Genomic DNA, 13191 nt, shown 5'->3' on the forward strand with positions numbered 1-13191 from the left:
CCGGGACGTGCTCCGAGGGCCGCCGTTACTGCACGGTCACCTTGTCGACCTCGATGGTGATGCCCTTGACCTGCGGTGTCGACGTGCCCGTCGTCACCGTTCCGACGCCCGGGCTGACCCCCTTGACCTTCAGCGTGTAGGTCAGGCTGCCGCCGGGGGCTCCGGGCGTGCTGACCACCCGCAGGTCACCGGTCGGCGGCCCCGAGATCTGGCCGCCCGCCGTGCCCTCGTCGTTCTCGGCGCCGACGGTCAGGCCGTAGCTCGCGGGCGGGTTGCCGGGCAGTCTGTCCGGGTCGTAGGTGTAGGTGACGTCCTCCTCACCGTTGAGCCCGATCCACTGCTGGAACACCTTGGTGTCCGAGGTGCCGTAGACCTTGACCCGCCACTCGACGACCAGCCAGTTGCTGACCCCGTCGGTCAGCGTGCCGACGTAGACACCGGGCGCGCCGGTGCCGTCCAGGTCGCTCCAGTAGGGGGCGAGCACGTTGTTCGGGGCCGACGGATCGGGTAGGGACTGCGGCGTGGCGCTGATGTCGGCCGAGCCCGAGGTGCCTCCCGCGACCGTGTAGCCGTTGGAGACGACGCCGATCCGGGTGTAGGTCTTGCCCGCGTACTTGAACGCGGGAACGGTGAAGTTCAGCGCCTGCTCGTCGCCGATCGGCGTCGGCGCGACACCGAAGGAGTCCAGCGGCAGGTACGGCGCGGGCCCGCTGCCGGGAGCGATGCCCGGCTTGTCGGGCTGCCTGGCAGTGAGGGTGGCCTTCGCGGTCGCGATCTGCGAGCTCACCTTCGTGGCGCCGGTCACGTCGTTCAGCCGCAGCCTGCCGTCAAGCGTGCTGATCGCCGTCACCTCGGCGTCCTTGAGGGTGTTGTTCTGCACGGTCACCGTGCAGGTGGACTCGCCGGTGCCCCGCGGGATGGTGGCGGGCGCGCAGGTCTGGTCGACCGGGACCGCGCCCTCCTTGCGGAAGAACGCCACCGGAAGGTGCAGGTCGCGCTTGCCGCCGACCTGCTTGAGGTTCACCTGGCCGAAGTACTGCCCGTCCGGCAGCTCGGGCGCGGCGATCACGACGGTGATCTTCGCGCTCTTGCCCGGCCTGACGCTGAAGACCGGCGGCAGCACCGCGATGCTCGCCCCGTTCACGGTCGTGCCGCTGCCCTGGTAGGTGAGCGTCCTGTCGGTGACGTTGGTGACCGTCCGCTTGGCCGTGATGAGACCCGGCATGACCGGGGCGTTCACCGACGGCAGGTTCAGGTCGATGCGGTTCAGCTCGTCATTGGCCGAGGCGGCGAAGTTCTGCGCGGTCTCGCTCAGGGTCAGGCCCGGGTCGCCCGCCTTGGTCAGGTCGATGCGGCCGCCGCCGAAGTCGAAGGGGTCGGCGGGGGTGACGCGGTCCTGCTTGGTGACCGAGGTCTTGGCCGTGGTCTCCAGCGCGGACTTGACCTGGCCGGGAGTCCAGTCGGGGTGCAGCGCGAACACCAGGGCGGCCGCGCCCGCGACGTGCGGCGACGACATCGAGGTGCCCGCGATGACCTGGTACAGGTTGCCCTGCGGGCCACCCGCCGGGCTCTCCAGCGTCGGCGTCTGCCCCGCCAGGATGTGCAGGCCGGGTGCGGTGACGTCGGGCTTGAGGAAGTCCCCGCCGGGGCCGCGCGAGGAGAACGTGGTGATCACGTCGCCCTGCCAGGTGGCCTTGGCGCCCTGGGTGAACGTCGCGGTCGTGCCCGGGTTCGCCGACAGGAAGGCCAGCAGCGCGTCGGTGTCCGGCTTGTCGATGTGGACCGTGGGCACCCAGTGGTTGTCGGTCATCACGTCGAGCGGTGTGGTGTTGTAGAGGATCATGCCCGCGGCGCCGCCCTGGCGCACGTTGAAGCCCTTGAGCACCCGGTCCGATCCACGCTGACAGGCGACGATCTTGCCGACGAACAGGCCGGGGGGCGCCGGGGTCGTGCACAGCGCGTTGGAGTACGGCGGCGCGGAGGCGAGCACCACCGGCAGCGGGGAGGCGACGCCCGCCGTGATGGAGGAGCCCTTCAGCGTCGCGCTCGCGCCGCCGGAACCGGCCAGCGTGATCGTCGACTGGAACGTACGGCTCTGCGTCGAGGCCGCGACCGTGGTCACCCACGGGCTGACGTGGTTGACGGTCGCGGCACCCGGCCCCGCGTTGCCCGCAGAGGCCGAGACGAGCACACCCGCCGCGTAGGCGTCGAGGAAGGCCAGCTCGACCGGGTCGCTGTAGGGGGAGGTGCCCCCCGAGATGGAGAAGTTGATCACACGGACGCCGTCGAGGATCGCCCGGCCGACCGCCTGCGCGGCGTCGGAGGGGAAGCAGCCCTGCTGACCGCAGACCTTGTAGACCGAAACGTGCGCCGCGGGAGCGATGCCGTGGATCGGGCCGCGGCTGATGCCGAGCGGGTTGGCGTCGGCGACCGGGCCGCCCGCGGAGGTGGTCGCGGTGTGCGTGCCGTGGCCGTTGGAGTCACGGGCGCTGTTCGCGTACACCTCCTGTCCCGGATAGATGGAGTTGTAGGTGTCCAGGAACGGCGCGCCGCCGATCAGCTTCCGGTTGCAGACGAACGGGTCGGCCGCCGGGGTCAGCGGGTTGTCCCCGAAGTTGCAGACGCGCGGGGAGCCGTCCTTGGTGGGGGGCACCGCGGGCAGCGTGCCGGGGTCGGCGAACTGCGGGTGCTCGGGCCAGGCGCCGGAGTCCAGGACGCCGACGATGACACCCTTGCCCGAGGAGGAACTGCCGCCCAGCTTGCTGTAGATCGCGGGCGCCCCGATGAAGGAGGCGCTGGAGTCGGTCAGGAGCTGCTCGGCTTTGTCCTCCTGGACGGCGGCGACTCCGGGCAGCTTCGCGACCACGGCCGCCTTGTTGGCCGGAATGCGCAGTGCGATGCCACCGTAGACGGTCCGCAGTTTCTGCCCCGCTCTGGCGCCGGGCACGCTCTTGGCCAGAGCGCTGAGGAAGGTGTTCTCCACTCCCTCGATGTGCTTTTCGTATTTCCTCGCGTCGGCGCTTTTGACGTCGAGGGATTTCCCGGTTTCGGCGGGGCTGGTGGCAGGAAGGCCGTCAAGCCCGCCCTGGTAGGCGGAGTAGGAGTCGTAGTCGAGCTTGACCATCACGTTGACAGTGGCGTCCGAGGTGGACTTCAGCAGCGCCTGGTCACTCTGGGCGAGCTTGCCGGTCGGAGACTTGGCGCCCTGCACCAGTTCCCCGCCGGTCAACGGGGTGGCCGTCCACTTCCTTGGGGTGGGGCTTGGGGTTGGCTCCGCGTTCACGGGCGGCGCCATCACCACGACGAGCCCGAAACCCGCGGCGACCGCCGCCAGGCGCCTGGCTCTCGATAAGCGGGACTTACTTGACAACTGGACCTCCCTATAGGGACGCATGACCGCGTCACACCGTCAGGAGGTGCCTGGTCACCCGCCACGCCTGATCGAGGGCATGGCTGAGGAGGCCTCGGCCCTCCCCGTTGGGTGACGAGAGAACGGCCGCCGGTAAAGGCGGCCGATCATGCTTGGGAGCCTAACTAGAGGCCTTTTATTTGCCTAGATCCGGAAATTGCCACAATTGATGTGATCGTTAGTCAGGTTTAATTGCCTGGTCTGCCCAGCGGCCCCCGGGCACGCGGGCCCTCGCCGTTCCGCCGGGGTGCCATCTCGGCGGGGCGCCGTCCCGCAGGGGCCGCCGCCCCGCCGAGGCCGCTTCGCGTCCATGAGGGCCGGGCTCGCCGTGGGGGCCGGGAGATGAGAGGCTGGGCGGGTGAAACTGAAGCTGGACCTCCACCCGATCTTCAACCGCGGCGGTGAGATCGACAAAGCGCTGCGGGACGTCATCGACGAAGCCATCAGGAAGAAGGCCACCGAGGTCGAGATCATCCCGGGCAAGGGCTCGGGCCAGCTCAAGAAGAAGGTCCTGCGCTTCCTCGAGCAGAAGGAGATCAAGGCCCTCTACCACCGCATCGACAAGGACTCGAAGAACCACGGCCGCCTGTTCGTCTACTTCCGCCACAAGTAGGGCCACGGCGCCCTGACCAGTGTGAACGGCTCTCTGGATCACGCCCAGGGCACACCAGGGGCACACGACCCGTCCGTGAAGAAGGCCGCCATCGCCCTCCCGACGCGGTCGGCGGCGTTGGGCATCAGGTGCATGTAGGTCCGCTCGATCGTCGAACGCCACCTGCGGTTGAACGTGTTGCGATGCAGGGCACGGCCTGCGGCGTTCGCGAACAAGAGCTTGAACGTTCTTGGTCCGCCATCGGGAGTATGCCGGGGCAAGGTCACGTCACTCCAAGGTGCTCAACGACTTCAGGACAGTCAGGTGCATGACCTGACAGAGAGTCTTGAAGAGGTAGATACGTGACGCGACGTCGCGGGCAGTTCTCGTCCGAGTTCACGGAGAAAGCCGTCCGCATGCTGCCTTGGGTCCAAGGTTGCTTACGGGTGGGAGGCGAGGGCGTGCCCCGGCGGGCGGCACCGCGTGCCCGCCTCGGATCCAGTCAGGTCCGAGGCCGGTGTGGATGCGCGCCGCGTGCGCCCGGCGGTATCCGGTCGGCGTGGAGCCTGTGTGGACACATTTTGGGAGAACCTTCCCGCAAACACAAACCATGGGCACATCCGTTGAATTCAACGCTAATATCAAGGACTCTAAATTAACCCCAAAAAGAAGGCAGACACTTGAAGTGTCAATACTTGGCAATTGAAGTGAAGGGGATTCGGGTTAATTGTTTGGGCAATGTTGGGTTCGGATCCGTTGATCCGGATTGCTCGACGATGGATGGGGGGAGTACATATGTGTATGTAGGCAGGTTTTTCGACCTGCACTCCCAAGGAGGACGCCGTGACCTCACTCGCGGATAGGCCGGACGTAGACGCAGCCCAGCAGGAAACTCTGCTGAGGGCCGCCTACGAAACAATCCGTACTGCAGATATGTCGCCGGCGATCGGAGGCGACTACAGTTCGGCAGCGCTAGAAGAATACAAGGACATCTATCTGGGAAGCACCGCCCTAAAAGAACTGGTAGCCGACCACTCCCTGGCGACCTCCCTCGATGGAGAGGCAGCCGTCATACGTCTTGCCACCATCCAGGCATCGGCCGACATCCGCTTCGGCGGGGGAGTTCCCGTAGGGGGATGGTCGACGTTGGCCCTCTATCCCAACGGCGCCTACGTCTTCAGCGGCCACCTGCACGACTCCGGCTTCCCCAGCTATAACGGGGTGGTCAGTTGGATCCTGACCACCCGGGACGGCAACCCGGCTTTCAGCTTCTCGGCTGCCGGCCGCATGCACGGGACGGTCGAACCGGGCTCGAGGGACTGGAACTGGACCAAGAGCGGAGTGAATCCGGGCATCGCTGCGGCCTGGCCCGAACTGGCCTCGACCGGATACCGCTGGGCCTGGCGAGCAGGCGTAAACATCAGCCTGGGCCCCATAATCGATGCCCTCAAGCAAACACTGGGAATCGTTGGTGCGGTTATCGCAGTGGTCTGACTGCTCTGATCGCGATCCGAAGACCGCGCTCACCGCTCAGTCGGCCATGCAAACGCACCAGGGTGAATCGCGTAAGCCGGGTGTCGATAAGGCTGTCGTCACCAGGTGAACGCGAGAAGATTGAGCCTGGCCAACTGAGTGCTGTGATCGTGAAACCGCCGGTGCCCTACCGGGTGCCGGCGGTTTCACGGGTGTAGATCCGGCCGAACTCGGTCACAGTCCGAGACGCCGAAAAGGCCCATTCCGAGTTCGGGGTCGATGATCTGGACAGCGCGCAGGCCGCGTTGATCGCGACGGGCGCCGCCAACCACGGCGTCGACGATTTCTGTGAGAACGGGCATGATCTCAGTTCTTTCTTCGAGACAGCGATTGATCGGCGGCCTCGGCCAAAAGAAAGTCACTCGGCGGCACATCTGTGATGGGGCACGCGCCCTGGACAAGGCGCGGACAGGCTTCTGATCAAACCGGCCGGATCAGGAGTGCGGGCGTTCGTCCACCATCTGCACCAGTTTGCCGGTGCGCGGATTGGTCACCAGCTCCGAAGGCCGTACCCATTCGACGGCCAAGGGACGGATGAACCCCTGGGCCGCGTATTCGGGGTACATCGGGCGGGCCGCGTGCACGGCGTCGATGAACTGCTGAGTCAGGCCCGCCGGGGGTTCTCCGGCGGAGGCCAGCCGCAGCACCAGGCCGTCCTTGCCGTCCCGGCGGCGCTGTACCAGCTGCATTCCGGACACGACCCGGTCCTGATCGGACGAGATGATCACCGCGCGGATGTCCTCGGTCCTCATGGTCACCATCGCCAGCCTGGCGCCTTCGGTCGCCCTGCCGACCAGCCGGAATCGCCGGCACTCGGTGTCGATCCATTCCGCCAGATCCCCGACCGGGTACCGGATGATCGGCATCAGGGTCCGGAACAGGTTGGTGAGCACCACGCGGCCGGGCACGCCGGGCACGGTGATCGGGTCACCGGTCACCTCGTCGATCAGCTCGACCAGCGTGCGGTCGGGAAAGGCCTCGTGCACCCGCACGTCATCGCCCGGCACCGGCGCGCCGACCAGTCCGCCGTCCACCGACGCGTACCCGAGCGAGGCGATCGCGGCATTGGGGAAGGCCTTGGCCAGCTCGGGCCGCTGGTCGTCGAAGAGGAGGTCACCACCGAACAGCAGCAACTCGACCGAGTCGGCCGCCTGTCCCCGGGCATTCACCGCTCCGGCCACCCCGATGAGCTTCATCGGCGGCCCCGCCAGCACGTTGACGCCGAAGGCCGTGATCAGGTCGGCGACGTACTCGTTCGGCGCCGAGCCGGCGACGGGCAGCCGCACGTTCTCCACCGGGGCGTTGTGCAGGGCGGCCTCGATGTAGAGGAACCCCCCGTACAGCTCGCCGGCGAAGAACAGGTTCGCCACCCGGTGCCCAGGCTTCAGACCGGCCTTGACCATGCCCGCTCCGAACGCGGTCACCGAGTCGGCGTGCTCGGTGCGGGTCCACGGGGAGAGCTTCGGCGCACCGGTGGTGCCACCGGAGGTGTACACGCCCGCGTCGGTCAGCGGTCCGGTCAGCAAGCGGTTGCCCGGCCAGGCGTTCGCGGCCCAGAAGGCCGTCTGGTCGATGATCGGTAGCTGGGTGATGTCCGAGACGCCCTGTGGCACGTCACGGTACAGCTCCGCGTAGAAGGGGGAGTTCTTCCTGGCGAAGTCGACCAGGTCTCGCAGTGGTTTGGCGGGCATGTGCCGCTCCTTCCTGATTGATGCGATATCAGATCCGGCCGTGGGCCAGGCTGGGGACCCGGGCCAGCAACACCCGGCGGCGGTAGAACCACCAGTTCGTCGCCAGGAACACGACGTAACCGCCGAGGAACAGGTAGAGCGCGAGGTCGACGGATCCGGTCTGCCCCAGGGACATGGCGAACCCGCGTGGGATGAGGAACCCGCCGAACGCGCCGACCGCCGAGGCGATGCCGATGGCCGCCGCGGCCTCCCGCCTGGCGCGCAGCCCGGCGTCCGCCCGCGTCGCCCCTTCGGCCGCCTCCCGCTCCGCCTGGGCGGTGAAGATCGCGGGAATCATTCGGTAGGTGGAGCCGTTGCCCAGCCCCGAGGCGACGAACAGCAGCGCGAACGCACCGAGGAAGAGCGGAAAGCTGTGCTGCCTGAGCCCGGCGAGGGCCCCGAGGACACCTACGGCCATGACCGCGAAGGACCACGCGGTGACCCTGGCCCCGCCCCGCCGGTCGGCCAGCCAGCCGCCGACCGGCCGCGCCAACGAGCCGACCAGGGCGCCGAGGAAGGCGGAGTATGTCGCCCCGGACTCGGGGAACGTCGCCTTGACGAGCAGCGGGAAGGCCGCGGAGTAGCCGATGAAGGAGCCGAAGGTGCCGATGTAGAGGAAGGACATGACCCAGGTGTGCTTGCGGCGGAACGCCCTGCTCTGCGTGCTGAAATCGGTCTTCGCCACGGCCAGGTTGTCCATGAGGAAGTACGCGCAGACCGCGGCCACCACGATCGGCGCGATCCACACCAGACCGGCGTTCACCAGGCCGGAGACCGCCACGAACGGGACCACCAGCTGAACGACGGCCACCCCCAGGTTGCCGCCGGCCGCGTTCACGCCCAGCGCGAACCCCTTGCGCCGCTCCGGATAGAAGTAGGAGACGTTGGCCATGGAGGAGGCGAAGTTCCCGCCGCCAAGCCCGGCCGTCGCCGCGGCGACCAGGAACATCCAGTACGGGGTATGGGGGTCGGAGACCATCCAGGCGAGCAGCCCCACCGGCACCAGCAGCAGCAACGCGCTGGCCACGTTCCAGTTGCGGCCGCCGAAGGCCGAGACCGCGAAGGTGTACGGCAGCCGCAGCGTGGCCCCGACCAGGTTGGGTACCGCGACCAGCCAGAAGAGCTGGTCGACGGTGAACGGGAAGCCCGCTCGGGGGAGGAGGACGACGATCGCGCTCCACAGCAGCCACACCGTGAAGCCGAGATGCTCCACGACGATGGAGAGGATCAGGTTCCGGGTGGCGACACGGCGCCCGGTGGCCGCCCAGAAGCCGGGGTCCTCCGGCTCCCAGTGGTCGATCCAGCGTCCGGTCCGCCGGGACGTCGGCTGAGGCTCGCTCATGTGTCTTTTCCTTCGCTCGTGTTCCGTGAGTCGTTTCCCAGCAGCTCCGCGAGGTTCCGCACCGTCCGCAGGCAGTCCCCGCACCCGGTGGTCGCCCTGGTCGCCTCGACCAGCGCGGCCACGTCACCGCCGACGGATCGGGCCGCGTCTGCCAGCGCGGCCTTCGTCACCGAGTTGCAGCGGCAGATCACCGTCGAATCCGGCAACCGGGCCGGGTCGTCCGCGGCGGCCCGCGGCAGCGCCCGTCCGAGCAGCAGGGCCGGCCGGTCGCAGGGGGCGGGCAGGCCGGTGTCGTAGAGCTGTGTCAGTGTCGCCGCGGCGTCGGGCAGGCCCAGCACGATCGCCCCGATGACGCGGTCGTCGGCCAGCGAGAGCTTGGCGTACGTCCCTCGGGCCGGGTCGGCGTAGCTGAGCACCTCGGCGTCCTGGCTGTCCAGATCCAGGTGCGTCTCGCCGAACGCGGTGAGGTCGACGTCGCCGGCGCGCAGCCGGGTGACCACAGGACCGGCGCGGTAGCGCGCCGTGTCGTCGGCGCCGGTGAGCAGATCGGCCAGCACGGCCGCCTGCTCCCAGGCGGGCTGGACCAGCCCCGCCGGCACACGCCCGCTCTGGGCGCAGTCACCGATGGCGTGGACGCGCGGATCGGTGGTGCGCAACCGGTCGTCCACCGTGATCCCCAGGTCCGTCGCCAGCCCCGCGCCGACGGCCAGCCCGGTCTCGGCCCTGACCCCGGCGGTCACCACCGTCACCGCCGCGGGGACGAACGTGCCGTCCTCGAGTTTGACGCCCTCGCCAGGGTAGTACCGGACCGCGGCCAGCCCGATCGCCGTCCGCACCCCGGCGGCGCGGCACCGGCCTGCCAGGACCATCCCGGCGACGGGGTCCAGGTGTCGCTCCATCAGGTGCCCCGCCGGGTGGACCAGGGTGACCGCGGCGCCGCGCCGGGCCAGCCCCAGCGCGGTCTCCAGGCCGAGCACCCCGCCGCCGAGCACCGCGACCGGCACACCCGGGCGGACCCGATCCAGGATCCGCAGGCAGTCGTCCAGGTCGCGCAGCGTGACCACGCCCTCGGCCGGTCCGCCGTGGGCGTCGGCCAGCCCCTCGACCGGCGGCAGCCACGGCCTGCTGCCCGTGGCCAGGACCAGGGCGTCGTAACCGATCGAGGTGCCGTCCGCCAGCCGGATCGAGCGCGCCGCCCGGTCCAGCCGAACGACGGGGACGCCAAGACTCAGCCGGACCCGGTTCCCGCGCGCCCACGCCGCGTCGTGAAGGGCGATGTCGGCGGGGGCCATCGTGCCGGCCAGCACGCCGGAAAGCAGCACCCGGTTGTACGCGGGGCGGGACTCGGCGCCCACGACGGTGAGCGCGACCCGGACGCCCTCGGGATCACGCGCACGGACCCGCTCGGCCAGGCGGGCTCCGGCCATGCCGTACCCCACGATCACCACCCTGCGGGGACTCATGGACACTCCCCGTCCGCCGGGATGGCCGCCGGGATCAGCCGGACCGCGCACGCCTTGAACTCGGGCATCCCGCTGACCGGGTCCAGCGCCGGGTTGCTGATCAGGTTCGCCCGCTCGGCACCGGGAAAGTGGAACGGCATGAACACGGTGTCCGGCCGGATCGTCGGCACACAGCGCACCTCGGCCTCGACCGTGCCGCGGCGCGAGACGACGCGGGCCCGGTCGCCATCGGCCAGCCCGGCCCGCCGCGCGGTGTCCGGATGGACCTCCACGTACGCCGCGGGCGCCACCCGGACCAGGTCGGCGACCCGGCGGGTCTGCGCGCCGGACTGGTAGTGCGCGAGGATCCGCCCGGTCGTCGCGATCAGGGGATAGTCAGCATCGGTCCGCTCCGCGGGCCCCCGGTGATCCACCGGGACGAACCGCGCGCGCCCGTCGGCGTGCGCGAAGCCGTTCAGGAACAGGCGCGGCGTCCCCGGATGGCGGCGATCGGGGCACGGCCAGTGCAGGGCCTCCCCCGCCCGCAGGCGCTGGTAGCTGATCCCCGCGTAGTCCGCGGGACCACCGGCCGAGGCCCGCCCGAGCTCCTCGAACACCTCCTCTGGCTCGTCGGGGAAGCGGGAGGCGGGCTGCCCGAGACGCGCCGCGAGCTCCCGCAGGACGGTCAGGTCGGTACGGGCTCCCGGAGGCGGCGGGAGCGCGCGCCGCCGCAGCAGCACCCGCCCCTCCAGATTCGTCATCGTGCCGTCCTCCTCGGCCCACTGGGTGACCGGCAGCACCACATCGGCCAGCCGCGCGGTCTCCGACGGCACGATGTCGGCGACCACCAGCAGGTCGAGGGCGGCCAGCCGGCGCGCGACGTGTCCGGCGCGGGGCGCGGACACCACGGGATTGCTTCCGAAGACCAGTAGCGCCCGCGGGCCGGTCTCGGTCCCCAGCGCGTCCAGCAGTTCGTACGCCGACCGGCCCGCCACGGGCAGCTCCTCGGGCGCGACGCCCCACACGGCGGCCACGTGCCGCCGCGCGGCCTCGTCGTCGAGGCGCCGGTATCCCGGCAGCTGATCGGCCTTCTGCCCGTGCTCGCGGCCCCCCTGCCCGTTGCCCTGGCCGGTCAGGCACCCGTAGCCGGATCCCGCCCGGCCCGGCAGCCCCAGGGCGAGCGCCAGGTTGATCCAGCCCGACACCGTGTCCACACCGGACGCGTGCTGCTCGGTCCCTCGCCCGGTGAGGAGATACACGCTGCGCGCCCCGGCCAGCAGCTCGGCGGCGGCCCGCTGGTCGGCACCGGCCACCCCGGTGACCCGCTCGGCCTCCTCGGGACGCCAGCGGGCGGCGATCCGCCAGGCCTCCGCGAATCCCGCGGTCCGCGCGCCGGTGTAGTCGCGCCGCAGGTGGCCTCCTGCGACGACCGCGTGCAGCATGCCGAGTGCCAGGGCCAGGTCCGTGCCGGGGCGGGGCGCCAGATGCAGCGTCGCCAGTTCGGCGGTCGCGGTACGCCGGGGATCCACCACGATGAGGCCGCCGCGCTCCCTGGCCCGGCGCAGGTGCCGGACGAGCGGCGGCATCGTCTCGGCGACGTTGGCCCCCACCAGCATGACCACATCCGCGTCGCGGAGGTCGGTGACCGGAAACGGCAGCCCTCGGTCGAGGCCGAAGGCACGGATCCCCGCCGCCGCGGCGGACGACATGCAGAACCGGCCGTTGTAGTCGATCTGCGAGGTGCGCAGGGCGACCCTGGCGAATTTGCCGAGGAGGTAGGCCTTCTCGTTGGTGAGCCCGCCGCCGCCGAAGACGGCGACCGCGTCCCGTCCATGTCTGTCCTGCAGGTCCCTGATCCGCCCCGCCACCAGGTCCAGGGCCTCGTCCCAGCCGGTCGGCCGCAACGGTGCCCCGCGACGATGGCGGACCAGGGGCTCTCTGAGCCGGTCCCGGGTGTCGAGCAGCGCCGCCGCCGTCCACCCCTTCTGGCACAGCGCGCCCTCGTTCACCGGGAAGTCCCGCGGGCCCACCCGTGCCCCGGGCGCCTGCGGGGTCAGCGCCATCCCGCACTGCAGGGCGCAGTACGGGCAGTGGGTCGCGACGGCCGTGTTCATCAGACTTCCTTGAGTGTGGAGACCCCTGCCTTTCAGGCAGGGGAGGAAACACGGCATATCACCACGAAATCGAACACAAGTTCGATTTTTGGCGAGTCGTGTGGTAGAAGGTGGGGCATGGCGCGGATCGTGAAGAGGGCCTACCGGCACCGCTTCTACCCGACCCCCGGGCAGGCCGACGAGCTCGCCCGGACGTTCGGGTGCGTGCGCCTGGTCTACAACAAGGCCCTGGAGGAACGCACCCGCGCCTACCGGCTGGAGGGGCGCCGCGTCTCCTATGCGGAGTCGTCGGCCGCGCTGACGGCATGGAAACGCGACGGCGAGTACGGCTTCCTGGCGGAGGTGTCGTCGGTCCCGCTGCAGCAGGCACTGCGGCACCTGCAGGCGGCGTTCACGAACTTTTTCGCCAAGCGCGCCCAGTATCCGGTCTTCAAGAGCAGGAAAAAGGCGCGGGCCTCGGCCGAGTACACCCGCTCGGCCTTCCGCTGGCGCGACGGCCGCCTGACCCTGGCGAAGATGAACGAGCCGCTGGACATCGTGTGGTCGCGTCCGCTGCCGGACGGTGCGCAGCCGTCCACGGTCACGGTGAGCAGGGACGCGGCGGGGCGCTGGTTCGTCTCCCTCCTGGTCGAGGAGAAGATCTCCCCACTGCCACCATCCGCGCACTCGGTGGGCCTGGACGCCGGGATCACCGCTTTGGTGACGCTGTCCACCGGTGAGAAGATCGCCAACCCCCGGCACGAGCGGGCCGATCGGCGCCTGCTGGCCAAAGCCCAGCGGGCGCTGGCCCGCAAGGCCAAGGGGTCGGCCAACCGGGCCAAAGCCCGCCTCAAGGTCGCGCGGGTGCACGCCCGGATCGCCGACCGCCGCCGGGACCACCTGCACCAGGTCACCACTCGTCTCGTCCGTGAGAACCAAACGGTCGTGATCGAGGACCTCACCGTCCGCAACATGGTCAAAAACCGCGGCCTGGCCCGCGCCATCTCGGACGCGTCCTGGCGAGAACTGCGGTCCATGCTGGAGTACAAG

At 69.8% G+C, this 13191-nt stretch carries 9 protein-coding genes; 3 read left to right on the top strand and 6 right to left on the bottom strand.

Annotated elements, in window-relative coordinates; genetic code table 11:
- Positions 1–25 precede the first annotated feature (25 nt).
- Positions 26–3370, bottom strand: coding sequence for a S8 family serine peptidase (locus tag AB0395_RS07895; RefSeq protein ID WP_366278098.1), 3345 nt, complete (start codon positions 3368–3370; stop codon positions 26–28).
- Between the two features lie 397 nt (positions 3371–3767).
- Between AB0395_RS07895 and AB0395_RS07900 the strand changes: the two genes are divergently transcribed.
- Positions 3768–4022, top strand: a complete 255-nt coding sequence (locus tag AB0395_RS07900; protein ID WP_366278100.1) for a Smr/MutS family protein — start codon at positions 3768–3770, stop codon at positions 4020–4022.
- 38 nt (positions 4023–4060) lie between these two features.
- On the opposite strand, the gene AB0395_RS07905 is transcribed toward AB0395_RS07900, so the two are convergent.
- Positions 4061–4237 (bottom strand): hypothetical protein, encoded by a 177-nt coding sequence (locus AB0395_RS07905; protein ID WP_366278102.1) that lies wholly within the window; start codon positions 4235–4237, stop codon positions 4061–4063.
- Positions 4238–4844: 607 nt separating this feature from the next.
- Between AB0395_RS07905 and AB0395_RS07910 the strand changes: the two genes are divergently transcribed.
- A complete protein-coding gene (locus tag AB0395_RS07910; protein WP_366278104.1) occupies positions 4845–5495 on the top strand; it encodes a hypothetical protein in 651 nt (216 codons plus the stop codon).
- A 473-nt stretch (positions 5496–5968) separates the two neighbouring features.
- Here AB0395_RS07910 and AB0395_RS07915 read toward each other — a convergent pair whose 3' ends face one another.
- The 4 genes from AB0395_RS07915 to AB0395_RS07930 are packed head-to-tail and all read right to left on the bottom strand — an operon-like array spanning position 5969 to position 12162.
- Positions 5969–7225: a hypothetical protein gene (locus AB0395_RS07915; protein WP_366278105.1), complete on the bottom strand. Its 1257-nt coding sequence runs from the start codon at positions 7223–7225 to the stop codon at positions 5969–5971.
- A 28-nt stretch (positions 7226–7253) separates the two neighbouring features.
- Positions 7254–8606 carry an MFS transporter gene (locus AB0395_RS07920; protein WP_366278107.1) on the bottom strand — a complete coding sequence of 451 codons (1353 nt, stop codon included), beginning with the start codon at positions 8604–8606 and terminating at the stop codon, positions 7254–7256.
- Positions 8603–10069 carry an FAD-dependent oxidoreductase gene (locus tag AB0395_RS07925; protein ID WP_366278108.1) on the bottom strand — a complete coding sequence of 489 codons (1467 nt, stop codon included), beginning with the start codon at positions 10067–10069 and terminating at the stop codon, positions 8603–8605. Before AB0395_RS07925 ends, AB0395_RS07920 begins: the two co-directional genes overlap by 4 nt.
- Entirely contained in the window at positions 10066–12162 is a 2097-nt protein-coding gene (locus AB0395_RS07930; protein WP_366278109.1) for a molybdopterin oxidoreductase family protein, read from the bottom strand. The genes AB0395_RS07925 and AB0395_RS07930 overlap by 4 nt, the downstream gene beginning before the upstream one ends.
- A gap of 117 nt (positions 12163–12279) precedes the next feature.
- Here AB0395_RS07930 and AB0395_RS07935 point away from each other — a divergent pair.
- On the top strand, positions 12280–13191 hold a 912-nt coding region (locus tag AB0395_RS07935), incomplete at its 3' end, for a transposase (RefSeq protein WP_366278111.1).

Source organism: Streptosporangium sp. NPDC051023 (assembly GCF_040689595.1).
Taxonomy (GTDB): domain Bacteria; phylum Actinomycetota; class Actinomycetes; order Streptosporangiales; family Streptosporangiaceae; genus Streptosporangium.